Annotated in this window: 24 protein-coding genes; 13 read left to right on the top strand and 11 right to left on the bottom strand. The window is 73.6% G+C overall.

The window, feature by feature from the left end:
* Positions 1 to 4: 4 nt before the first annotated feature.
* The gene (locus KMS84_RS09440; protein WP_256915648.1) at positions 5 to 859 is read right to left on the bottom strand and encodes a transglutaminase family protein; all 855 of its coding nucleotides are present in this window, start codon (positions 857 to 859) and stop codon (positions 5 to 7) included.
* Positions 856 to 1,911, bottom strand: a complete 1,056-nt coding sequence (locus KMS84_RS09435) for a GNAT family N-acetyltransferase (RefSeq protein WP_438818918.1) — start codon at positions 1,909 to 1,911, stop codon at positions 856 to 858. The genes KMS84_RS09440 and KMS84_RS09435 overlap by 4 nt, the downstream gene beginning before the upstream one ends.
* A gap of 140 nt (positions 1,912 to 2,051) precedes the next feature.
* Between KMS84_RS09435 and fdxA the strand changes: the two genes are divergently transcribed.
* Together fdxA and KMS84_RS09425 are read left to right on the top strand one after the other, a co-directional pair.
* A complete protein-coding gene (fdxA, locus tag KMS84_RS09430) occupies positions 2,052 to 2,375 on the top strand; it encodes a ferredoxin (protein WP_069768200.1) in 324 nt (107 codons plus the stop codon).
* 113 nt (positions 2,376 to 2,488) lie between these two features.
* The gene (locus tag KMS84_RS09425; protein WP_256915646.1) at positions 2,489 to 3,583 is read left to right on the top strand and encodes a bifunctional succinyldiaminopimelate transaminase/glutamate-prephenate aminotransferase; all 1,095 of its coding nucleotides are present in this window, start codon (positions 2,489 to 2,491) and stop codon (positions 3,581 to 3,583) included.
* 106 nt (positions 3,584 to 3,689) lie between these two features.
* On the opposite strand, the gene KMS84_RS09420 is transcribed toward KMS84_RS09425, so the two are convergent.
* Both KMS84_RS09420 and KMS84_RS09415 read right to left on the bottom strand, forming a co-directional pair.
* A complete protein-coding gene (locus tag KMS84_RS09420; protein WP_256915645.1) occupies positions 3,690 to 4,139 on the bottom strand; it encodes an ATP-binding protein in 450 nt (149 codons plus the stop codon).
* A 311-nt stretch (positions 4,140 to 4,450) separates the two neighbouring features.
* Complete coding sequence (locus tag KMS84_RS09415) at positions 4,451 to 5,458, bottom strand: VldE C-terminal domain-containing protein (protein ID WP_256915644.1); 1,008 nt, start codon at positions 5,456 to 5,458, stop codon at positions 4,451 to 4,453.
* Between the two features lie 105 nt (positions 5,459 to 5,563).
* Between KMS84_RS09415 and dapE the strand changes: the two genes are divergently transcribed.
* Together dapE and KMS84_RS09405 are read left to right on the top strand one after the other, a co-directional pair.
* The gene (dapE, locus tag KMS84_RS09410; RefSeq protein WP_256915643.1) at positions 5,564 to 6,643 is read left to right on the top strand and encodes a succinyl-diaminopimelate desuccinylase; all 1,080 of its coding nucleotides are present in this window, start codon (positions 5,564 to 5,566) and stop codon (positions 6,641 to 6,643) included.
* Positions 6,644 to 6,751: 108 nt separating this feature from the next.
* Positions 6,752 to 7,510 carry an LOG family protein gene (locus tag KMS84_RS09405; protein ID WP_109002794.1) on the top strand — a complete coding sequence of 253 codons (759 nt, stop codon included), beginning with the start codon at positions 6,752 to 6,754 and terminating at the stop codon, positions 7,508 to 7,510.
* Between the two features lie 17 nt (positions 7,511 to 7,527).
* On the opposite strand, the gene folP is transcribed toward KMS84_RS09405, so the two are convergent.
* Positions 7,528 to 8,388, bottom strand: a complete 861-nt coding sequence (gene folP, locus KMS84_RS09400; protein WP_256915642.1) for a dihydropteroate synthase — start codon at positions 8,386 to 8,388, stop codon at positions 7,528 to 7,530.
* Between the two features lie 122 nt (positions 8,389 to 8,510).
* On the opposite strand from folP, the gene KMS84_RS09395 reads away from it, so the two are divergent.
* Positions 8,511 to 8,870 carry a DivIVA domain-containing protein gene (locus tag KMS84_RS09395; protein WP_256915641.1) on the top strand — a complete coding sequence of 120 codons (360 nt, stop codon included), beginning with the start codon at positions 8,511 to 8,513 and terminating at the stop codon, positions 8,868 to 8,870.
* Positions 8,867 to 9,454 (top strand): DNA-3-methyladenine glycosylase I, encoded by a 588-nt coding sequence (locus KMS84_RS09390; protein WP_308287956.1) that lies wholly within the window; start codon positions 8,867 to 8,869, stop codon positions 9,452 to 9,454. Before KMS84_RS09395 ends, KMS84_RS09390 begins: the two co-directional genes overlap by 4 nt.
* Before the next feature lie 24 nt (positions 9,455 to 9,478).
* Here the strand turns inward: KMS84_RS09390 and chcB are convergent, their stop codons facing one another.
* Entirely contained in the window at positions 9,479 to 10,270 is a 792-nt protein-coding gene (gene chcB, locus KMS84_RS09385; RefSeq protein ID WP_256915640.1) for a 2-cyclohexenylcarbonyl CoA isomerase, read from the bottom strand.
* Positions 10,271 to 10,647: 377 nt separating this feature from the next.
* Here chcB and KMS84_RS09380 point away from each other — a divergent pair, with 377 nt between their 5' ends.
* Positions 10,648 to 10,815, top strand: coding sequence for a DUF3117 domain-containing protein (locus tag KMS84_RS09380; RefSeq protein ID WP_003966491.1), 168 nt, complete (start codon positions 10,648 to 10,650; stop codon positions 10,813 to 10,815).
* Between the two features lie 137 nt (positions 10,816 to 10,952).
* Here the strand turns inward: KMS84_RS09380 and KMS84_RS09375 are convergent, their stop codons facing one another.
* Complete coding sequence (locus tag KMS84_RS09375) at positions 10,953 to 11,651, bottom strand: O-methyltransferase (RefSeq protein WP_079141667.1); 699 nt, start codon at positions 11,649 to 11,651, stop codon at positions 10,953 to 10,955.
* Positions 11,652 to 11,886: 235 nt separating this feature from the next.
* Here KMS84_RS09375 and sigE point away from each other — a divergent pair, with 235 nt between their 5' ends.
* The 5 genes from sigE (at position 11,887) to KMS84_RS09350 (ending at position 17,513) form a co-directional block, all read left to right on the top strand.
* Positions 11,887 to 12,600: an RNA polymerase sigma factor SigE gene (gene sigE / locus KMS84_RS09370; RefSeq protein ID WP_256915701.1), complete on the top strand. Its 714-nt coding sequence runs from the start codon at positions 11,887 to 11,889 to the stop codon at positions 12,598 to 12,600.
* Positions 12,597 to 13,604 (top strand): anti-sigma factor family protein, encoded by a 1,008-nt coding sequence (locus KMS84_RS09365; protein ID WP_256915639.1) that lies wholly within the window; start codon positions 12,597 to 12,599, stop codon positions 13,602 to 13,604. Before sigE ends, KMS84_RS09365 begins: the two co-directional genes overlap by 4 nt.
* Before the next feature lie 150 nt (positions 13,605 to 13,754).
* On the top strand, positions 13,755 to 15,971 hold the full coding sequence (locus tag KMS84_RS09360) for a S1C family serine protease (RefSeq protein WP_256915638.1): 2,217 nt from the start codon (positions 13,755 to 13,757) through the stop codon (positions 15,969 to 15,971).
* Positions 15,972 to 16,237: 266 nt separating this feature from the next.
* Entirely contained in the window at positions 16,238 to 16,684 is a 447-nt protein-coding gene (locus KMS84_RS09355; protein WP_256915637.1) for a sec-independent translocase, read from the top strand.
* Positions 16,685 to 16,853: 169 nt separating this feature from the next.
* On the top strand, positions 16,854 to 17,513 hold the full coding sequence (locus tag KMS84_RS09350) for a hypothetical protein (RefSeq protein ID WP_256915636.1): 660 nt from the start codon (positions 16,854 to 16,856) through the stop codon (positions 17,511 to 17,513).
* Between the two features lie 80 nt (positions 17,514 to 17,593).
* On the opposite strand, the gene KMS84_RS09345 is transcribed toward KMS84_RS09350, so the two are convergent.
* Genes KMS84_RS09345 through KMS84_RS09335 form a run of 3 tightly spaced genes read right to left on the bottom strand, consistent with a single transcriptional unit; the run spans position 17,594 to position 20,712 of the window.
* A complete protein-coding gene (locus tag KMS84_RS09345) occupies positions 17,594 to 18,727 on the bottom strand; it encodes an Mrp/NBP35 family ATP-binding protein (RefSeq protein ID WP_256915635.1) in 1,134 nt (377 codons plus the stop codon).
* Between the two features lie 43 nt (positions 18,728 to 18,770).
* Entirely contained in the window at positions 18,771 to 19,394 is a 624-nt protein-coding gene (locus KMS84_RS09340; protein WP_256915634.1) for a DUF1003 domain-containing protein, read from the bottom strand.
* Positions 19,384 to 20,712 carry a magnesium transporter MgtE N-terminal domain-containing protein gene (locus tag KMS84_RS09335; protein ID WP_256915633.1) on the bottom strand — a complete coding sequence of 443 codons (1,329 nt, stop codon included), beginning with the start codon at positions 20,710 to 20,712 and terminating at the stop codon, positions 19,384 to 19,386. The genes KMS84_RS09340 and KMS84_RS09335 overlap by 11 nt, the downstream gene beginning before the upstream one ends.
* Before the next feature lie 214 nt (positions 20,713 to 20,926).
* Here KMS84_RS09335 and KMS84_RS09330 point away from each other — a divergent pair, with 214 nt between their 5' ends.
* A complete protein-coding gene (locus KMS84_RS09330; protein ID WP_256915632.1) occupies positions 20,927 to 21,676 on the top strand; it encodes a hypothetical protein in 750 nt (249 codons plus the stop codon).
* Between the two features lie 22 nt (positions 21,677 to 21,698).
* Here KMS84_RS09330 and KMS84_RS09325 read toward each other — a convergent pair whose 3' ends face one another.
* Complete coding sequence (locus tag KMS84_RS09325) at positions 21,699 to 22,229, bottom strand: hypothetical protein (RefSeq protein ID WP_256915631.1); 531 nt, start codon at positions 22,227 to 22,229, stop codon at positions 21,699 to 21,701.
* Between the last annotated feature and the right edge of the window lie 38 nt (positions 22,230 to 22,267).

Below are 22,267 nucleotides of genomic sequence, written 5' to 3'. Positions count from 1 at the left end.
GACGTCAGTTCAGCAGGGCCCGCGCGGCGAACGCCTCCTTGCGCACCCGCTGCGCCGTCGCCTCGTCCACGATCTCCACGAGCGAGGCGTACTCCTCCAACTCGACGGCCCCGCCCACGAAATCGCCCCGCTGGACCAGCAACTGGCCCTTCTCGTAGCGCAGCCGGGCCGGATGCGAGGGCACGGCCAGCCCCAGCTCGACGGCCCACAGCGCGACGTCCGACCGCTCCGGGCGGGCCGCGGCCCACGAGCGGATGTTGTTCAGGATCCGCATCACGACGTCCAGCGGCTCCGCCGGACCCAGCATCGACGGCTCGAGCCGCGCCCCGGTCGCCCCGGTGACCAGCTGCTCGGCGTCGCCGCCGGTCAGCACGCGGCCGCCGGCGAAGGGGTCGGCGAGCACCTGGCGCCCGACGTCACCGGGCGGCCCGAACCCCACCACGAAGTGCCCCGGCAGCGCGACCCCGTACACCGGCGCCCCGGCCCGCCGCGCCACCTCCATCCACACCACGGACAGCAGGATCGGCAGCCCCCGTCGCCGGGTCAGCACCTCGTGCAGCAGCGACGACTCCAGCCGGTCGTAGTCCGCGGCCGACCCGCCGAAGCCGTGCCGGTCGCCGAGCAGGTCCCGCAGGGCCACCGCCCACGCGTGCGGTCCGCCGGGACGGAAGGGCAGCTGCCCCGCCAGCCGGTCCAGCTCGATCTGTGCGGCGTCCAGACCGGCCTCGTCCAGCAGCGGATCCGCCGCCGCGCCGATCAGCAGGCACAGCAGCGCCAGGTCGGGCCGTTCTGCGCGGGCCTCCTCGGCGAACCGCCGCCGCACCTCACCGCCGTCGATCCCGCGCCCGGCCTCGCTCACGACGCCTCCGTCGGGGACGCCGGCGACGGCTCCCGGTAGTGGTGGTAGGCGTGGTGCGCGGCGAAGCCCGTCCCGGCGTACAGCGCCCGCGCGCCGGTGTTCTCCTCCTCCACCTGGAGCCAGGCCGCCGAGGCCCCCTCCGCCAGCGCCCGGCCGGCCAGCGCGGCCATCACGGTCGTGGCGAGACCCTCGCGCCGTCGCGCCGGATCGACCTCGACGGCGGCGAACCCGGCCCACCGGCCGTCCACGACGCACCGCCCGATCGCGGCCGGCGGCCCGCCGTCCGACGCCGGCACGGAGGCGAACCAGACCGACGGCCCGGCCCCGCTCTCCGCCTCGCCCGAGCGCGGGGAGCCCCCCGCCAGCACCTTCATGGCGGCCTCGCCGCCCCCCTTGCGTCCGTACCGCGCCAGCCACGCCTCGTCGGCCTCCCGGGCGAGCACCACGCGCGCGGCGTCGGCGCGGTCGGCGACCGGCGCGAGCGCCCCGATCCACAGCTCGGCCGTCACCTCGCGCACCCACCCGCGCTCCTCCAGCCGGGCGCCCAGCAGTTCCTGCGCGCCCTCGGCACCCGTCGCCGTCTGCACATAGGCGGGCAGCCCGCGCCGGCCGTACCAGTCGCGGACGACGTCCAGGGCCGCGTCGAGAGGCATGCCGGGGTCGCCGAGCGGCAGCACCGAGTTGGCCCGCCGGGTGAAGCCCGCGGCGGCGCGCAGCTCCCAGTCGCCGAGCGGCTCGCTCTCCACGGGACGCCAGGCCCGCGCGGCGACCCGGGCGAGCTCCGGGTAGGAGGCGGCGGGCCCGCGCCGGCGGGCGGGCGCGGCCGGCACGACCTTCCCGGCCACCAGCGAGGACGCGACAACACGGACGCTGTCGCCGCCCTTCCGTGTGATCACGAGCACACCGTCGTCCCATGATGTGAGAACGCCGACCGTGTCGGTGAATTTGTCCCCCGTGGAGGCAGCGCCGATCAAGCACCGTACGGAGACACGTTTGCCCACGTCAGCGGCGGTGATACGGACCTCCAGGCGTCCGGCGGCCGAGATTTCCACAGGTCGGTTCACCCCTCCTGTTCGGATCATGCCCAAGAACGGAGATACTAGGGGCGGGCATCGACGACGCCGCGCTCCCGCGCGCCAGGCGGCGGAGCCTGAGGAGGCCCGCCGGCGCCCTATCGAGGAGGAACGACAGCGTGACCTACGTCATCGCGCAGCCTTGTGTCGACGTGAAGGACAAGGCCTGCATCGAAGAGTGCCCGGTCGACTGCATCTACGAGGGCCAGCGGTCCTTGTACATCCACCCGGACGAATGCGTCGACTGCGGCGCCTGTGAGCCGGTCTGCCCGGTCGAGGCGATCTTCTACGAGGACGACACTCCGGAGGAGTGGAAGGACTACTACAAGGCGAACGTCGAGTTCTTCGACGACCTCGGCTCGCCCGGCGGCGCCAGCAAGCTGGGTCTGATCGAGCGCGACCACCCGTTCGTCGCCGCGCTGCCGCCGCAGGCGGCCGAGTAATCCGCAGCAGCGGCCCGCACTCCGTGCCGCCTCGGTCCCGTACGGCCTGATCCCGCCCGATCGCCGTACGGGGCCGAGGCGTTTGCCGTCGTGACGAAAGTGAGCCAGTCACCGTGTCCTCCGCAGTCTCCGACCGCCTTCCCACCTTCCCCTGGGACAAGCTGGAGCCGTACAAGAAGACGGCCGCAGCGCACCCGGACGGCATCGTCGACCTCTCCGTCGGCACCCCGGTCGACCCGGTTCCCGACCTGATCCAGAAGGCCCTGGTGGACGCCGCGGACTCGCCGGGCTACCCGACCGTCTGGGGCACCCCGGCCCTGCGGGACGCGATCACCGGCTGGGTGGAGCGCCGGCTGGGCGCCCGCGGGGTCACCCACCGCCACGTCCTGCCGATCGTCGGCTCCAAGGAGCTGGTGGCCTGGCTGCCGACCCAGCTCGGCCTCGGCCCCGGCGACCGGGTGGCCTTCCCGCGGCTGGCCTACCCGACGTACGAGGTGGGCGCGCGGCTGGCCCGGGCGCAGTACGAGGTCTACGACGACCCGACGGCCCTGGACCCCGCGAACCTGCGGCTGCTCTGGCTGAACTCGCCGTCCAACCCCACGGGCCGGGTCCTGTCCAAGGAGGAGCTGACCCGGATCGTCGCCTGGGCGAGGCGGCACGGGGTGCTGGTCCTGTCCGACGAGTGCTACCTCGAGCTGGGCTGGGAGGCCGACCCGGTCTCGGTGCTGCACCCGGACGTCAACGGCGGCTCGTACGAGGGCCTCGTCGCGGTCCACTCCCTCTCCAAGCGCTCCAACCTGGCCGGCTACCGCGCGGCCTTCCTGGCGGGCGACCCGGCCGTCCTCGGCCCCCTGCTGGAGATCCGCAAGCACGGCGGCATGATGACGTCGGCGCCCACCCAGGCGGCGGTCGTGGCCGCGCTCGGCGACGACGTCCACGTCCGGGAGCAGCGCGCACGCTACGCGGCCCGCCGCGCCCTCCTGCGCGAGGCGCTGGTCTCCCACGGCTTCCGCATCGAGCACAGCGAGGCCAGCCTGTACCTGTGGGCCACCCGGGACGAGTCCTGCTGGACCACGGTCGCCGACCTGGCCGAGCGAGGCATCCTGGTGGCCCCCGGCGACTTCTACGGCGAGGCGGGCGAGCGCTTCGTGCGCGTGGCCCTCACGGCGACCGACGAGCGGGTGCGCGCCGCGGTGGAGCGCCTGTAGCGGCCGCTTCCGCCCCGCCCCCGACCGGGCGTCGGGCAGCAGTGCGACGGGGCCCGGGGAGAGATCCCCGGGCCCCGTCCACGCTCACCCGCTCACGCCGGGGCCGCTAGCCGAGCGGCAGGCTCTTCACCGGCAGGGTCTGCGCGCCGGGCAGTCCGCCCTTGGTGAGGGAGTCGGTCGGCAGCCCGCCCTTCGTGGCGGTCGACGCGGTGTCCCCGAGCAGGCCGCCGGCGGAACCCGCCGCCTCGCCCGCCGTCTTCTGCGCCACCGGGGCCGCCTGCTTCACGGCCTTGCCACCGGTCTTGGCCGCGCCCGGCAGCGCCTGCTCGACCGTCTTGCCGCCGGTCTCGCCCGCGATCCCGGTGACGTTCTTCGCCGCGCCGTCGACCGTGTGGCCGACGCTCGCCCCGTCCAGGGCGGTCAGGCCGCCGAGGTTCGGGGCGGCGGGCAGGCCGGGGGCCGCACTGGCGGAGCCGGCCACACCGACCCCGGCGGCCGCTCCCGCAGCGACGAGCAGCGCGGCACGGGCGATCCGGCGGGTCAGGGGGAGGGACATGATGCTCCTTCGACGGAGAGAACAAGGACTGTCTGTGACTGCTGTGACTGTCTGTCTGTCCGGGCCCGGACGCAGTGACTACCGCTCGAAGCCCTCGAAGGTTGCGCACGGCCGACCTAAAGAGTTGGCAATGCGTCGCATTATCGGCTGCGGATGAACACGGGCAAAAGCCGCCCGATGTGAAAGTCCGTCAAACCCGTGCGGCCCTGTGGCCTCAAGGGATTCCCGGCCCGTGGGGGTGAGGGCGCGAAAACCTGGGCGCCGCCCCGGGGTGACGCCCCGCACATGACCCGGACGGGTGACGACTCGTACTACTGCTCGGTGACGATCCGCACGCTGTCCGCCCCGCCGCCCGCGGCCGAGCCCCCGACGGCCTCCGCGCTGGTGGAGCCGGTCGTCCGCCACCGGCTGTCGCTGTGCCCCGAGACCCACTCCCGGCCCGCGTACGCGACGCGCTCGATGCGCAGCGCCGAGGCGTTGGCGACCGCCCAGTGCGCCAGCTGCCAGCCACGCTCGGCGACACTGCGCCCGCCGGCGGTGGTGTCCTGCGACACCGGCAGCGTCAGCGTGCGCCCGGAGCTCTCGGCGACGGGCGGCCCGGCCGCGGCCGGTGAGGCCTTCCCGGCGCCCGCGCCGCTCGTCGAGCCGCTCTGCGCGCCCTCTCGCACCGCCCCGCGCCCGAAGTCGCGGGTCAGCGCCGCCCGCACCGCCGCCGGGCCGGTGGTCGCCGACTCCCGCGAGCGGCCGTCGCAGGTCAGCGTCGCCGCCGAGGTCCCGGTCAGCGCGGCGGCCAGCAGCACGGCGTCCGGCTCGTGCTTGGCGTACGCCTCCGGGTACCCGCTGCGCTGCACGCGCTGGGCGGCCACCGTCAGCGGCAGCTCGGTGTAGCCGTCGACCTTGGCGAGGTGCTCGTAGAAGACGTCCGCCGCGTACGCCGGGTCCGTGACCTGCTTCGCGGTGCCCCAGCCCTGCGAGGGCCGCTGCTGGAACAGGCCGAGCGAGTCCCGGTCGCCGTGGGCGAGGTTGCGCAGCCCCGACTCCTGGAGCGCGGTCGCCAGGGCGATGGCCACCGCCCGCTCGGGCATGGCCCGGTCCGTGCCGACGGCGGCGATCGTGGCGGCGTTCACCGCCTGCTCCGGAGTGAACTCGTACGTCGCCCCGTCGGCGTCGCGGGAGACGACCCGGCAGCCGGGATCTCCCGTCCCGCCGGAGACGTACTGGACCACGGCGTAACCCGCGACGGCGGACAGGACCACGCAGGCCGCCCCGAAACGGAGGAGGCGGCCGCGGCGCTTGGGGGAAGGCGACGGCTCTGGCACGCGTACAAGGTACTGGAGAGTACGCAGGAGCAGCAGGGGTGTGCGCGGGGTGCGCGCACGGGCGGGGCAGAGGGGGCGGCCGGCTGGCGCGTTAGGGTCGACGCCATGGCCGACACCCCGCTTGACCTCACCCTGGACGCCGCGGAGCTCACCGCGTGGCTCGTCGACTTCCGTTCGGAGAGCGGCGCCGAGAAGCCGCTCGCGGACGCGATCGAGACCGCACTGCGCGCACTGCCCCACCTGACGGTGGACCGCCACGGCAACAACGTGATCGCCCGCACGAACCTCGGCCGCGCCGAACGCGTCGTGCTGGCCGGCCACATCGATACCGTGCCGATCGCCGACAACGTGCCGTCACGGCTGGACGAGGACGGGGTGCTGTGGGGCTGCGGCACCTGCGACATGAAGTCGGGGGTGGCGGTCCAGCTGCGCATCGCGGCGACGGTCCCGGCGCCCAACCGCGACCTGACCTTCGTCTTCTACGACAACGAGGAGGTCGCCGCCGACCTCAACGGCCTCAAGCACGTGGCCGAGGCCCGCCCGGAGTGGCTGGCCGGCGACTTCGCGGTGCTCCTCGAACCCTCCGACGGACAGGTCGAGGGCGGCTGCCAGGGCACCCTGCGGGTCCTGCTGAGGACCAGGGGCGAGCGGGCCCACTCGGCCCGCGGCTGGATGGGATCCAACGCGATCCACGCGGCCGCCCCGATCCTGGCCCGGCTGGCCGCCTACGAGCCGCGCCACCCGGTCATCGACGGCCTGGAGTACCGCGAGGGCCTCAACGCGGTCGGCATCACCGGCGGGGTGGCCGGCAACGTCATCCCGGACGAGTGCGTCGTCACCGTCAACTTCCGCTACGCGCCGGACCGCAGCGAGGAGGAGGCCGTCGCCCACGTCCGCGAGGTGTTCGCCGACTGCGCGGTGGAGGAGTTCGTGGTCGACGACCACAGCCCCGCCGCCCTGCCCGGCCTCTCCCACCCGGCCGCGGCCGCCTTCATCGAGGCGGTCGGCGGAACGCCGCTGCCCAAGTTCGGCTGGACGGACGTCAGCCGCTTCTCCGCGCTGGGCGTGCCCGCCGTCAACTACGGCCCCGGCAACCCGCACTTGGCGCACAAGCGGGACGAACGCGTGGAGACGGCCAAGATCCTGGCCGGCGAGGAGCGGCTGAGGGCCTGGCTCACCGCCTGAGCCGGACCGCGGCCGACGGCGGTGCACGGCGGACACGCCGACGTCCCCCGCCGGTAACCCGCGTGGATCTACGCTGAGGTGGAACGAACGAAGCGGAGGGAGTTCACCATGCCTACAGGGAACCCCGAGGGAAAGAAGCAGCCACCGGACGAGCAGCGTCTGGGGCCCGTCCTGCGACGGCGCGACCAGGTGCAGGCCAGCACGACGGACCAGCGGCTGCTGGACGAACGAGCCCCCTCGGACTGGGTGCACACGGACCCCTGGCGCGTGCTGCGGATCCAGTCGGAGTTCATCGAGGGATTCGGCACCCTCGCCGAACTCCCCCCGGCGATCAGTGTGTTCGGATCCGCCCGCACTCCCGTCGGCTCCCCGGAGTACGAGGCGGGCGTACGGCTCGGCAGCGCCCTCGTCGACGCCGGCTGGGCCGTGATCACGGGGGGCGGACCGGGCGCGATGGAAGCGGCCAACAAGGGCGCGAGCGAGGCGGGCGGCACGTCCGTCGGCCTGGGCATCGAGCTGCCCTTCGAGCAGGGGCTCAACCCCTACGTCGACATCGGCCTCAACTTCCGCTACTTCTTCGTCCGCAAGATGATGTTCGTGAAGTACGCGCAGGGCTTCGTCGTCCTGCCCGGCGGCCTCGGCACCCTGGACGAGCTCTTCGAGGCCCTCACCCTCGTCCAGACCCAGAAGGTCACCCGCTTCCCCATCGTCCTGTTCGGCACGGAGTACTGGGGCGGCCTGATCGACTGGCTCAAGAACACGCTGATCGCCCAGGGCAAGGCGGCGGAGAAGGACCTCCTCCTCTTCCACGTCACGGACGACGTGGACGAGGCGGTGGCCCTGGTCTCGAAGGAGGCGGCCCGCTAGCGCGCGGCGCGCACGGCCTACGCGAGCCCCCGGCGGGCCACCGCCGGGGGCCGGTGGCCCGCGATCGACGCCACCATGTCGAGCACCTGCCGGGTCTCCGCCACCTCGTGCACCCGGTACACCTGCGCCCCGAGCCACGCGGACACCGCGGTCGTGGCCAGGGTGCCGACCAGCCGCTCCTTCACCGGCCGGTCCAGCGTCTCGCCGACGAAGTCCTTGTTGGACAGGGACACCAGCACCGGCCAGCCCGTCTCCACCATCTCGCCGAGCCGCCGCGTCGCCTCCAGGCTGTGCCGGGTGTTCTTGCCGAAGTCGTGCCCGGGATCGATCAGGATCGACTCCCGCGGCACCCCGAGCCCCGCGGCCCGCTCCGCAAGCCCCACGGTCACCCGCAGGATGTCGGCCATGACGTCGTCGTAGGCCACCCGGTGCGGACGCGTCCGCGGCTGCGCGCCGCCCGCGTGCGTGCACACCAGGCCGGCGCCGTGGCGCGCCGCGACCTCCGCCAGCCGCGGATCCACCCCGCCCCAGGCGTCGTTGAGCAGGTCGGCGCCCGCCTCGCACACCGCCTCGCCGACCTCGGCCCGCCAGGTGTCCACGCTGATCACCACGTCCGGGAAGCGCCGCCGCACCTCGGCCACGAAACCGACGGTGCGCCGCGCCTCCTCCCGCGCCGTCACCTCTTCCCCCGGGCCCGCCTTCACCCCGCCGACGTCGATGACGGCCGCACCCTCCGCCACCGCCTGCTCCACACGCGCGAGGGCCGGCTCGTCGAGGAACGTCGCGCCCCGGTCGTAGAAGGAGTCCGGGGTCCGGTTCACGATCGCCATGATCACCGGCTCGTGCGCGCCGAATTCCCGCCTGCCCAGCCTGAGCATCCCCTGTGACCTCTCCTCGTACGTCCTGCACATCCGCCGCCTGCGACCCTAACCGCCGCACCCGCATGGCACGATCGGACCCACACATCCGCTCCGAGCACACCGAGTGTGGAGACCCACCGATGGTTATGTTCCTGTTCCTGGTCGTCGCACTCGCCGTCGTGGTCGCCGCGGTGACACTCGCCGTGGTGGGCGGCGGCGAGGGCGCCGGCCCGCTGCCGGAGGCCGCCCCCGAGCGACTGCACGACCCGCTGCCCCCGGACCGCCCGCTCGACCGCTCCGACGTCGACCGGCTGCGCTTCCCGCTCAGCGCCCGCGGCTACCGCATGGCCGACGTCGACGACGCCCTCAACCGGCTCGGCGCCGAACTCGCCGAGCGCGACGCGCGCATCGCCGACCTGGAGTCGGCCCTGGCCGGCGCGCAGGCCCCGGCCGCGCCCCATGTCTCCATGGAGAAGCGGGCCCCGGAGGACCAGCAGTGAGCGACGGCGCCGCCCTCGCCGGGGCGGACGGCGCGCCGCGCTGCCCCTGGGCCCTGTCCACGCCGGACTACGTGACGTACCACGACGAGGAGTGGGGCCGGCCGGTCCACGGCGACGACGCGCTGTTCGAACGCCTCAGCCTGGAGGCCTTCCAGTCGGGCCTGTCCTGGATCACGATCCTGCGCCGCCGGGCCGGGTTCCGCGCCGCCTTCGCCGGCTTCGAGATCGCCTCGGTCGCCCTCTTCACCGACGAGGACCGCACCCGCCTCCTGGCCGACCCGGGCATCATCCGCAACCGCGCCAAGGTCGACGCCACCCTCGCCAACGCGCGCGTGCTGGCCGGCTGGGCGCCGGGCGACCTGGACGAGCTGATCTGGTCCCACGCCCCCGACCCGGCCGGCCGGCCCGCGCCGAAGACCCTGGCGGACGTCCCGGCGGTCACGGACGAGTCGACGGCCCTGTCCAAGGCGCTCAAGAAGCGGGGTCTGCGGTTCGTCGGGCCGACGACGGCGTACGCGCTGATGCAGGCCTGCGGCCTGGTGAACGACCACCTGGCGTCCTGCGTGAGCAGAAGCGCCCCCTGACGCGGCCAGGGGGCGCGGCCGTGCTCAGCGACCGAGGTACTTCGGCTTCTCCTTCTGGACGAACGCCCGCACCGCGATCGTGTGGTCCTCGGAGGCCCCCGCCCGCGCCTGCAACTCGTCCTCCTTGTCCAGCGTCTCGGAGAGGGTGTGCGTCGACCCGTAGGCGACGGCCTCCTTGATCGCCGCGTACGCCACGGTCGGTCCGGCGGCGAGCGCGCGGGCGACCTTCTCCGCCTCCGCGCGCAGCGCGTCCGCCGGCACGATCCGGTTCGCGATGCCCAGGTCGTAGGCCTCCTGGGCCTTGATGCTCCGCGGGAAGAGCAGCAGGTCGGCGGCGCGGCCGGGGCCGATCACCCGGGGCAGCGTCCAGGAGACGCCGGAGTCGGCGGTGAGCGCGACCCCCGCGAACGAGGTGTTGAACGAGGCCGTGTCGGACACGAGGCGGTAGTCCGCGGCCAGCGCGAAGCCGAGGCCGGCGCCCGCGGCCACGCCGTTCACCGCGGCGACCACCGGCTTCGGCGCCTCCGTCAGCGCCCGCACGATCGGGTTGTAGTGCTCCGCGACCGTGCTCATGACCTGCTTCGACCCCTCGGCCAGCAGCCCGATGTGCTCCTTGAGGTCCTGCCCCACGCAGAACGCGCGCTCCCCGGCGGCGGTCAGCAGCACGGCGCGCACCGCGTCGTCGGCGGCCGCGGAGCGCACCGCGTCCCGGAGGGCGACCTTGGTCGCGATGTCCAGCGCGTTCATCGCCTCCGGGCGGTTCAGCGTGATCGTCGCGAGCCCGTCACTCACCTCGTAGAGCACGGTGTCGACCATGGCGTTTCCCCTCCGTGTCGCGGCCGGGACGCCCTACTGGCCGGTACGTCCCCTGTACGGGACAGCATGGCGGAGATCATCGCCCGGGGACCGGACCCGACGTGTGACCTGCGTCAAAGAATTCGGGACGGATTCCGGTGCTCGGAAGCGCGTGCGGCGGCGCAGTATCGCAGTCACATCGCCGAATTGAGTGGTTTTGCTCGCGCGCGTTGCCCAAGCGATGCCTACTGATGTTGGTCATCGGGTCCGCAGATGCGGGATAATGGCCTGGAAGCAATGTGTTCGATGCCGGTGCCGCGGGTCCCACGCTGGATCGCGGCTGCCCTCCACGGGCCGTCGGCTTTGGCGATGAGCTGGTTTCAGGAAGGGGAACGAGCATGGCGGCCATGAAGCCGCGAACGGGTGATGGCCCGCTCGAGGTGACCAAGGAGGGGCGGGGCATCGTCATGCGCGTTCCGCTCGAAGGCGGCGGGCGGCTCGTCGTCGAGCTGACCCCTGACGAGGCCGACGCGCTCGGCGACGCCCTGAAGAAGGTCGTCGGCTGACGCGAGCGACTCTGCACTGCCGATCGCTCCGGCGTCCCTCTGGGCGCCGGGGCGGTTGTCTTTCCGGGGTTTTCGCGGGTCCGCGGGGGCCGCGAGGCCCGAAAGGCCCAACGCCCGGGACCGAACCGTTCAGCGGCTCAGCGCTTGACGGCGCACAGGAGCCCGTCGCCCACCGGCAGCAGCGACGTCACCAGCTCCTGGCTCTCGCGCACCGCCCGCAACAGCTCCCGGATGCGTATGACCTCCGTGGGCTGCGGCCCCGAATCGACCGTGCGGCCGTTGGCGAAGACGCCCTCGAAGACGACCAGGCCGCCCGGCCGCAGCAGGCGCAACGATTCAGCGAGGTACTCCAGCAGCTCCAGCCGGTCGCCGTCGCAGAACACCAGGTCGTAGCCGGAGTCCGCGAGGCGGGGCAGCACGTCGAGGGCGCGGCCCGGGATGAAACGGGCCCGGTTGCTGGCGAACCCGCAGGCGCGGAAGGCCTGCCGGGCGAACTGCTGGTGCTCGGGCTCGGGGTCCACGGTCGTCAGGACGCCGTCCGGGCGCATTCCGTGCAACAGGTGGATCCCGGAGACGCCGGTGCCGGTGCCGATCTCGGCGACCGCCTTCGCGTCCACGGTGGCGGCGAGCATCCGCAGCGCGGCGCCCGTGCTGGGCGACACCGAGCGCAGCCCTGCCTCACGGGCCCGGTCACGGGCCCAGCGCAGCGCTTCGTCCTCGGCGGCATAGGCGTCGGCGAACGCCCAGCTTGCCTGCCGGTTGCCGGTAATGACCCTCTCCTGTCCCCGTGGTTGCCTGGGCGTGACTGTATCCGTTGCCGCCGGGAACCCGCAGATGGGACCGGGCGTTTGAAGGGGTGGGAACGCACACGGGGGGACACGGTTGGATCACGACGTGGGACAGGGCGCCGAGCAAGTGCTGACGCAGCCGCATGAGCCGTGTCAGCCCAGATCAATTTCTCGTAAAACCGCTTATCCGGAGCTAACGGGCGAGGTGGCTATGGTAGGGGCTCCACTGGACACCACCAATGCCGACAGGGGAGGTGCGGCCGCGCCTGTGGACCGGGGAGGAGTGCTGCGGCGCTTTCTCGGGTCGGCGGGCAGGCCGAAATCCGTGAACGACACCGCTGCTGACCCCAGCCACTCCGCCGGCATCGCCGTCGGGCCAGCCCAGACCGCGACCTTTACCACCGACGCGGACGGGCAGGCGTGGACTCCGCCCACGTGGGAGGAGATCGTCAGCATGCACAGTGGCCGGGTCTACCGGCTCGCCTACCGGCTGACCGGCAACCAGCACGACGCCGAGGACCTCACGCAGGAGGTCTTCGTCCGCGTCTTCCGTTCCCTGTCGACCTATACGCCGGGCACCTTCGAGGGCTGGCTGCACCGCATCACGACCAACCTCTTCCTGGACATGGTCCGCCGCAAGCAGCGCATCCGCTTCGACGCGCTGGGGGACGACGCGGCCGAGCGGCTCCCCAGCAAGGAGCCCAGCCCGCAGCAGGTCTTCAACGACGCCCATTTCGACGCCGACGTCCAGCAGGCCCTCGACACCCTCGCGCCCGAGTTCCGCGCCGCCGTCGTGCTCTGCGACATCGAGGGGCTCTCCTACGAGGAGATCGCCGCGACCCTCGGCGTCAAGCTGGGCACGGTCCGCTCGCGCATCCACCGCGGCCGTTCGCAGCTGCGCAAGGCCCTCGCGCACCGTTCGCCCGAGGCACGCGCCGGGCGCCGCCCCTTCGCGGCCCGGGTGCCCGCTCTGGGAGGAGGGGGCGCGACCGCGTGAGTGGATCCCGACACGACGCAGCCGAGCGGCTCCTCGCGGAGCAGCACCTCGGCGACCGGCTCTCGGCCCTGGTGGACGGCGAGCTCGGTCACGACACCCGCGAGCGCGTACTCGCACACGTGGCGACCTGTGCGAAGTGCAAGACGGAGGTCGACGCGCAGCGCCGGCTGAAGAACGTCTTCGCCGAGGTCGCCCCGCCCGCCCCGTCCGAGAGCTTCCTGGCCCGTCTGCAAGGGCTGCCCGGTGGGGGCGACGCCGACGGCGGTGGCGGCAGACCGCTGGGCGGCTCGGCCTTCGGCGACGGCGTCTTCCCCCTGAGGGGCACTCCCGTGAGGGGGACGAGACGGGACGAGCCGTTCGAGTTCGGCTATGTGCCGGCCCGGGACCACGGCTCCGTCCTCTCGCCCGCCTCCGACCGAGGCTTCCGCATCCACCCCGTCGGCCGCGCAGGCGACCGGCACGACACGGAACGCTCCCGTGGGATGCGCTTCGCGTTCGTCGCCGCGGGCGCGGTGTCGCTGGCCGCGATCGCCCTGGGCGGGATGACCACGGTCGCCCCGGTCGACACGCCCGCGGACGGCCGGGCCGGATCCGGCTCCGGAAGCAACGTGACACCGGTCCGCACCCCGGGCACGGGCTCCGTGGCGGCGGAGAACCAACGCCGCCGTGCGGTCGGGCCCCTGCTCTCGCAGGGCGGACAGCTCGGCGACACCCCGGTCGCCCCGACCGAGGTGTCGGCGCCGTTGCTGCCGGGGATGCCCGCTCAGCCCGGCGGTCCGGTCGAGCAGGTCCTGCACCGGCTGACCACGCCCATGGTGGCCGGGGCCGCGGTCATGTCTCCCTTGATACGTCCGCTCGGCACGAGTTCGCCGGTCTCCCCCGGCGCATGGACCGGCAGCGGGCCCAAGTTCGCCGGTCCCGGTCTGCTCGCCGCGCCCGTCCCCCTCACCTCGTCCGCTCCCAGCCCCTCTTCTGCCCTTCCGCCCTCGCGGCACACCCGCTGAACCGCGCCCTGCGCACGGCCCGGCGAACCTGGTTGAATCGCGGTGGACCGCGTCCGGCCAGGCAGCCGGGCGCGACGGCGGAGGGCGCCGGGCAGGACCGGGGGAGTGCCACCGGTCCGACGCCGCGGTCGGCTCGACTGGGGGGAGAGCATGGACGAGGGGAAGCCCACGAGGGCGAAGTGGTGGAGTCTGCCCCGGCCACAGTCGTCGCCGGCGCGACAGGACCGCGAGGACCGGGCCGACGACACCAGGGCCGAGTCGAGCCCGGCCCCCGGTGACGCCGACGGCGACTTCGCACTGGCCCGCCCGAATCCCGTGCCGAACGCCGCGGACGCGCCCACAGAGCAGCCCGGACCCGCGCCGCGGCCCGAGGCGACGACTGCGGCGACGTCCCCTTTCCCTTCTCCCTCCCCTCCCGCTCCCGGCGCCCTCGACGACGGCGACTACGAACTGAGCCGCCCGGCGACCTCCGCCCGGGCGGGCGGCGCACCGCACGCGGGAGCCCTGGACGACTCGGCGAGTCCGCGGCGCCTCCCCGAGCACGACGCTGAGCGCCCGGCTGCTTCGAGCGACTCCCGAGGCGTGGGAGCCGAGGAGGGTGCGGCGATACCGGGCCCGGACCCGGTGGGCCCGGCCGACGGGGACGACGCCGACCCGTCCGGCGCGCTCACCGCCGCGGGTTCCCTCGATGTGGGTTCCCCCGACGCCGAGGTCGCGCCGTCCGGCCCGGTCGTCGCCGACGCCCTCCCCGCCGGAGCCCCCGGTCCGCAGGCTCCCCCCGGTATCCGCGACCCCCGTGACGTCGCGGACGCGGGCGCAGGCACGAGCACAGGTACCAGCGCAGGCCCCAGCACAGGGACAGGTACAGGGGAGCGGCGGAGCCGGCCGTTGCACGATCCCGATCCCTACAGCACCCCGCCGTACGGCGAGCCCGGTCCCTGGGCCCCCGCTCCTCCGGTGCAGCACCCGGCGATCGCGTCCGCGCCCGCCTCCGCGCCCATTTCCGTTCCGGCGCCCAGGACCGCCGCCCCGGCCCCCGCACCCGACGCCACGCCCCACCCGGCGCCGCCTCCCGCGGAGCCGGAGGCACAGCCGGTACCCCTGCCTTCCGGACTTCCCGCCCCGGCGCCCTCAGCCCCCGCCGTGTCCGCCCCCGCGGTGTCCGACGTGCCCGCGGACCCCTGGCGGCGTTACGACCCCTGGTCCGCGAACCCGTTCGGCGGTTCCGTCGGGGCGGAGTCCGTCAGCGGGGCGCAGCGGCGCCGACGGGTGCGCACGAGGCTGGTCGGCGGCGCCGTGGCCGTCGCGCTCGTCGCCGGCGGGCTGGGCGGAGCCGTCGGCGCGTGGCTGGAGCGCAACGGCGGGCTCCGCCCGATCCGGCTGCCGCAGGCGTCGGCGGAGCCCGGGCGGGCCGTCGACGGCGTGGCCGGGATCGCCGCCCGGGCCCTGCCCGGCGTCGTCACGCTGCACGTCGGCGGCGGCGACTCGGCCGGCACCGGGACCGGCTTCGTCCTCGACTCCCTCGGTTACATCCTCACCAACAACCACGTCGTGGAGTCCGCCAAGGGCGGCGGTGGGATATCCGTCGTCTTCGAGGGCGGGCAGACCGTGGAGGCCGAGGTCGTGGGCCGGGACAGCGGCTACGACCTCGCCGTGGTGCGGGTGACCGGGGTGAAGGGCCTCAAGCCGCTCTACCTGGGCAACTCCGACGACGTCCGGGTCGGCGACCCCGTGGTCGCCATCGGCGCGCCCTTCGACCTGGAGGGCACGGTCACCTCGGGGATCATCAGCGCCAGGGAGCGGCCCGTCGTCTCCGGGGGCGGCAGCGGCGACGCGAGCGACGTCTCCTACGTGGACGCCCTCCAGACCGACGCGCCGATCAATCCCGGCAACTCCGGCGGCCCCCTCCTCGACGCGCGGGGCCGGGTCATCGGCGTCAACTCCGCCATCCGGTCCGGCGCCCACGGCGCCGACGACGACGCCCAGGGCGGTTCGATCGGCCTGGGGTTCGCCATCCCGATCAACCAGGGCAGACGCGTGGCCGAGGAGCTGATCAACACCGGCCGGGCGACGCACCCGGTGATCGGGGTCAGCCTCGACATGGACTACGCGGGGGACGGCGCCCGCGTCAGCGCCACGGGCGCCGACGGGAACGCACCCGTCACGCCGGGCGGGCCCGGCGACCGGGCCGGGATCAGGTCCGGCGACGTCATCACCGAGGTCGACGGCCGGCGCGTCCACACCGGCGGGGAGCTGATCGTCAGGACCCGCGCCCACCGCCCGGGCGACCGTCTGGAGCTGACCGTGGAGCGTGCGGGGCGCGAGCGCACGCTCACCCTGGTCCTCGGCTCGTCCGGTGACGGCTGAGGCGCGCCGCGCCCGCCGGCTCGCGGCGGGCGCGGGCCGCCTCCGCCGCGTCGCGTGCCGCGAACGTCACAGGGCGGACCCCGAAATGTCGTCCCCCGGGCAAACAACGCGGAAAACCGGCCGGGTCCACCCACTCGGAGGCCTCGGGGCGGTACCGGTCGGACAGGTGCGACAGGTACCGTGGGACCGGCCCGGACCACGGAAGACCCGAACTTGACCACTGAGGGCCGAGGGCCGAGGGCCGCGGACATCGCAAGGAGCTTCAGGTGTTCAATGACATAGGACCGCTCGAGCTGGTGACGATCATCGTCCTGGCCGTGCTCGTCTTCGGTCCGGACAAGCTCCCGAAGGTGATCCAGGACGTGATGCGCACCGTCCGGAAGATCCGTGAGTTCTCGGAGAGCGCCAAGGCGGACATCCGCAGCGAACTCGGCCCGGAGTTCAAGGACTTCGAGTTCGAGGACCTCAACCCCAAGACGTTCATCCGCAAGCAGCTGGACAACGACGAGCTGGGGCTGAAGGAGATCCGCAACGGCTTCGACCTGAAGAAGGAGATGGCCGAGGTCACGGACGCGGTGCACAGCCGCGACACGGACGTCCCCTCAACCTCGGGTTCCGCGGGCGCGTCGGGCGGCGCGCGCGTCGACATGACCAAGCGCCCCGAGAAGCCGGGCGAGGACGACCGCCCGCCCTTCGACGCGGACGCCACCTGAGCCGTCGGCGCTCCCCGATGTGAGGGGGCGCACGCTCCACGCGCCGGGTGGATTCCCGGCAGCGCGGAGCGGGGTGGCTATGCTGCCTGGTTGTTGTGCGGAGCGGACGAGTACGCCCGAAGGGGGGCGGGCCGGTCGCTCCGTCGAGAACGAGGAGGCGTCCGGGCACATGGAGACGACGAGTCGGGCAGTCGCGCAGACGCCGGCCGCGGAGGACGGACAGCAGGTCCCCTCCGCGCGGCGCACGGTCGACGGCTACCTGGAGGCACCCTTCCCCTGGTACGGCCTCGACGAGGCCTTCGCGGGGCCGCGCTGGCTGATGCAGGTGGGCACGGCCGCCGACGGGGCCGTCGAGCACGGTTCCCTCGGCCACGGGGACGAGCCGTCCGTGCGGCACGAGACGGCCGGCGAGGACCGCGGGAAGTTCGCGGTCGTGGTGACGGTCGCCGCGAACCCCGTACGGCGCAGCGCGGACGGCACCGGTCTGCTGGAGGCGACCTCCGTGTCGTCGGCGGCCTGGCTCGCGGGCGTGGGCCTGCTGTCCTTCACCTGGCCGGGCCAGATGGACCACAGTCTGCGCGACGACTGGCTGGACCAGCAGACCGAGACCGCGTGGGTCCTCGCCGACGACCTCGACGGCCCGGACTGGTCCACGCTGTCCCTGCCCGTCGACGGCGTGCCGACGCCGTTCCACTACCGCGAGTCCGAGTTCGGCTGGGTGCTGGCCGGCTCCACCTCGCAGGGGGTGCACGTGGGGGCGTACGGGAGGGGCATGAGCGCGTACGGCCTCGGCTTCTCCATGATCAAGGACATCGAGACGTACGCCTGAGCGGCCGCACGCCCGCGCCCCCACTGTCGTCGGGCGGAGCGCGGGTCCGGGCCCCGCGGGCGGGGCCGGACCCTGCGGGCCTAGAACTTGTTGCGCGGGGTGATGCCCAGCGACAGGCCGGACAGGCCGCGCTGACGGCCGCCCAGCTTGCCGGCGATCGCCCGCAGCGCGGAGCCGGCCGGGGACTCGGGGTCGGTCAGGACGACCGGCTTGCCCTCGTCGCCGCCCTCGCGCAGCCGGACGTCGATCGGGATGGAGCCGAGGACCGGGACGTTCGCGCCGGTCGTGCGGGTGAGGCCCTCGGCCACCGTCTGGCCGCCGCCGGTGCCGAAGACGTCGACCATCTCCCCGCAGTGCGGGCAGGGCAGGCCGGACATGTTCTCGACCACGCCCACGATCTTCTGGTGGGTCTGCACCGCGATGGAGCCCGCCCGCTCGGCGACCTCGGCCGCCGCCTGCTGCGGGGTCGTCACGACGAGGATCTCGGCGTTCGGGACCAGCTGCGCCACCGAGATCGCGATGTCGCCCGTGCCGGGCGGCAGGTCGAGGAGCAGCACGTCCAGGTCGCCCCAGTAGACGTCCGCGAGGAACTGCTGGAGTGCGCGGTGGAGCATCGGGCCGCGCCAGACGACGGGGGCGTTGCCCGGGGTGAACATGCCGATCGAGATGACCTTCACACCGTTCGCGGACGGCGGCATGATCATGTTCTCGACCTGGGTGGGACGGCCGTCCGCGCCCAGCATGCGCGGCACGCTGTGGCCGTAGATGTCGGCGTCGACCACGCCCACCTTGAGGCCGTCGGCGGCCATCGCGGCGGCGAGGTTCACCGTCACCGACGACTTGCCGACGCCGCCCTTGCCGGAGGCGACGGCGTAGACGCGGGTCAGCGAGCCCGGCTTGGCGAACGGGACCTCGCGCTCGGTCTGGCCGCCGCGCAGCGCGTTCGCCAGCTCCTTGCGCTGCTCGTCGCTCATCACGTCGAGGGTGACGTCGACGCGGGTGACGCCCTCCACCGCGGAGACGGCGTCGGTCACCCGCTGGGTGATCGTCTCGCGCATCGGGCAGCCGGAGACCGTGAGGTACACGGTGACCGCGACCGCCCCGTCCGCGGCGATCTCCACCGACTTCACCATCCCGAGTTCGGTGATGGGCCGGTTGATCTCGGGGTCGTTCACCGTCGCCAGTGCCTCGCGCACCGCGTCTTCGCTAGCCATAGGGACGATGGTACGGCGACCTGCGGGGGCCGGGGTAAGCCCGTCACCGGTCGTCTACGTCACGTCCGCGCGACCGTTCTGCCGGGAATACGGCGTGTTCGCGATGACCGTCGCGCCGTTCCTCCAGCTCCTTGACCATGTCCTGAAGCTCGGAGCGGATCCAGTCGCGGGTGGCGACCTCGCCCAGGCCGATGCGCAGCGCGGCGATCTCCCTGGTCAGGTACTCGGTGTCGGCGATGGACCGCTCGTTGGACTTGCGGTCCTGCTCCAGGTTGACCCGGTCGCGGTCGTCCTGCCGGTTCTGCGCGAGCAGGATCAGCGGGGCCGCGTAGGAGGCCTGGAGCGACAGCATCAGCGTCAGGAAGATGAAGGGGTAGTTGTCGAAGCGCAGATCCGGCGGGGCGAAGATGTTCCACAGGACCCAGGCGATGATGACGATCGTCATCCAGACGATGAACCGGCCGGTGCCCAGGAAGCGGGCGATGCGCTCCGACAGCCGCCCGAAGGCCTCCGGGTCCCACTCGGGCAGGATCCGGTGCCGGGGCGGCCGCGGCTGGTCCAGCCGGGCGCGGGCGCGACCGGTCGCCGTGGCGCCCGTGGGGACGCGCTCACGGCCCCCGCCGGCCTGGGCGCGCTCGCGGCCCGTGCTCTCGCGTTCAGGAGCCATGCGGACCGGCCCCCTCGCGCTCGTGCTCGGGCTCGGCGTCGGTCCCGGCGGCGGGTTCGTCCTCCAGGTGGAACTCCGTCTCCCGCCAGTCCTCCGGCAGCATGTGGTCCAGGACGTCGTCCACGGTCACCGCGCCCAGGAGCGAGCCCGCCTCGTCCACCACGGGCGCGGCGACCATGTCGTACGTGGCGAAGAAGCCGGCGACGACCGGCAGGGCCGCGTCCGGCGCCAGGGCCTGAAGATCGTCGTCGAGGATCGAACTGACCAGCGTGTACGGGGGATCGCGCAGCAGCCGCTGGAAGTGGACGGTGCCCAGGTACTTGCCCGTCGGGGTCTCGTCGGGCGGACGGCAGACGTAGACCTGCGCGGCGAGGGCGGGGGAGAGGTCGGGGTTGCGCACCCGCGCGAGGGCGTCGGCGACGGTGGCGTCGGGCCGCAGCACGATCGGCTCGGTCGTCATCAGGCCGCCCGCCGTGTGCTCCTCGTACGCCATCAGGCGCCGCATGTCGGCCGCGTCGTCGGGCTGCATCAGGCTCAGCAGCCGCTCCTGGTCCTGCTCGGGCAGCTCGGAGAGCAGGTCGGCCGCGTCGTCGGGGTCCATCGCCTCCAGGACGTCCGCCGCGCGCTCCTCCTTCAGCTTGCCGAGGATCTCGATCTGGTCGTCCTCCGGCAGCTCCTCCAGGACGTCGGCGAGGCGGTCGTCGTCGAGGGCGGCGGCCACCTCCGCGCGCCGCTTGGCGGACAGATGGTGCAGGACGTTGGCGAGGTCGGCGGGGCGCAGCTGCTCGAACGTGGCGAGGAGGCTCTCCGCGCCCTGTCCGTGCTCCTCCAGCGAGAACCCGGTGACGGCCGACCACTCCACGGTCAGCGTCTCGCCCTTGGCCCGCCGGAAGGCGGTCGCCTTCTTGCCCTTGCGCACGAAGACCCGGTCGATCTCCCAGTCGCGGCGGGCCGGCAGCTGCTGCACCGACACGTCGAGGACGGTGACCTCCTCGCCGGTCTCCACGAGCGTGACGCGCCGGTCGAGCAGCTCCCCGAACACCAGCCGCTCGGTGGGCCGCTGCTCGAAGCGGCGCACGTTGACCACGCCGGTGGTGATGACCTGGCCGGACTCGACGCCCGTCACCCGGGTCATGGGCAGGAAGATCCGGCGCCGGGTGGAGAGTTCGACGACCAGCCCGAGGACGCGCGGCGGCCGCCGCCGCACGCGCAGCACCACGACGAGCTCGCGCACGCGGCCCACCTGGTCGCCGTTCGGATCGAACACGGGGATGCCCGAGAGGTGCGAGACGAAGATCCGGGGGGCTCCCGCTGCCATGACCGCCCCTCCTTGTCGTACGCGCCGGTGAGACGCGCTGTCGCCGGTGATGCTCTTTTCCCAATTGCCCGCTCGTGCGGGCTTCAGGCTAGCCCGTCCCGATCGGATACGCCCTGGTGGGGCGTCCGGACGGACTGGCTCCGCCGGGGCCGCGCGACCCCGGTACGCTGCCGTACGCCGCTCGGCACACCCCCGCAGAAAGGCGGCCTTCCCTGTGACTGCGATTCCCCAGGGCCGTACGCGCCGGACCCCGCTGGTGAGCGCGGTGTGCGCACTCGTCGTGGGCGTGGGACTGGCCGGGTGCAGCGAGGATCCGGACGCGGACACGAACGGGGTGGGCAAGCTGTCCGCCGCGCAGATCCAGGAGAAGACCAAGGCGGCCGCCGGTTCCGTGGACGCGGTGCGGCTGTCGGGCAGCGTCGTCACCAGCGGGCGCACGTACACGCTCGACATGAGTCTGAAGGCGGACGGCGGCGCCGGGTCGGTCACCGCGCAGGGGGCCACCTTCCATCTGCTGCGGGTGGGCGAGCAGCTGTTCCTCAAGGCCGACGCGGCGTTCTGGAAGAAGGAGGACGACAAGTCCGGCGACGGCTCCGACGCGGCGGCCGCCGGCAAGCTCGACGGCAAGTACGTCAAGGTGCCGACGGGCGACCCCTCGTACAAGAAGTTCAGCGGGTTCACGGACAAGGACCTCCTCCTCGACGGTCTGCTCACGCTGCACGGCGCGCTGGCCACCGACGGCCACCACGAGCAGGCGGGGGTGCGCACCGTCCGGATCACCGGCGACGGCGGCTCCGGCGGCACGCTGGACGTGTCGCTGGAGGGCAAGCCGTACCCCCTGCTGCTGGAGCGTGCGGGCGGGGCCGGGACGCTGCGGTTCTCGGCCTGGGGCAAGGACTTCGCCCTGGAGGAGCCGGCGAAGGACGAGACGGTGGACTACGGCAAGCAGCTTCCGGCGTCGTGACCTTCCGCTGAGCGGGAGGCCGCTACTTCCGGCCGCGTCTGCGCGCCAGCAGCTTCGGCAGGGCGGCGGGCGCGGGCTCACGCGTGGTGGCGGGCGTGGGGACGGGCCGTGCGGCGAGGCTTCCCCGCGGGAGCGGCGAGGTGTCGCCGGTCGGCTCCAGGCGCAGCACCCGGCACTCGCGCGCCCACCGCTCGGTCATGGCCTCGCCGTCCGGAGCGTTCAGCCGCTTGCCCTTGAGGTCGGCGACGGCCGCCTCCCAGGCCTCGGAGCCGGGCGCGAGCTCGGCGACCGCGGCCGTCCAGGTGACCAGTCGGCCGCCCTTGTCCTTGCTGCGGACGGTGACCTCGGCCGAGCCGCCTGCGGCGAGCCCCGGCAGTGGCTGCTCGCCCGGCCCGTCGCCGACCAGACAGGCCGCGCCGTCGTGCCACACGTGCCACAGCGCCCGCGCGGCCGGCTCGTTCGCGCCCCGCACCCAGACGAGGCCCGACTTCTTGGTGGCCTCCTCGACGAGGGTCCGGTCCACGAGGGCCTGTCCGAGCAGCTCGCTTGTCATGCCGCCCAGCCTAGTCGGGGCCCTCGCGGGCCGGCCCC

Origin of the sequence: Streptomyces hilarionis (genome assembly GCF_024539675.1) — a bacterium.
In the GTDB taxonomy this organism is placed as follows: domain Bacteria; phylum Actinomycetota; class Actinomycetes; order Streptomycetales; family Streptomycetaceae; genus Streptomyces; species Streptomyces hilarionis.
Note: the sequence above shows the minus strand (reverse complement) of the source record. Positions and strands in the feature narration are given on the sequence as shown.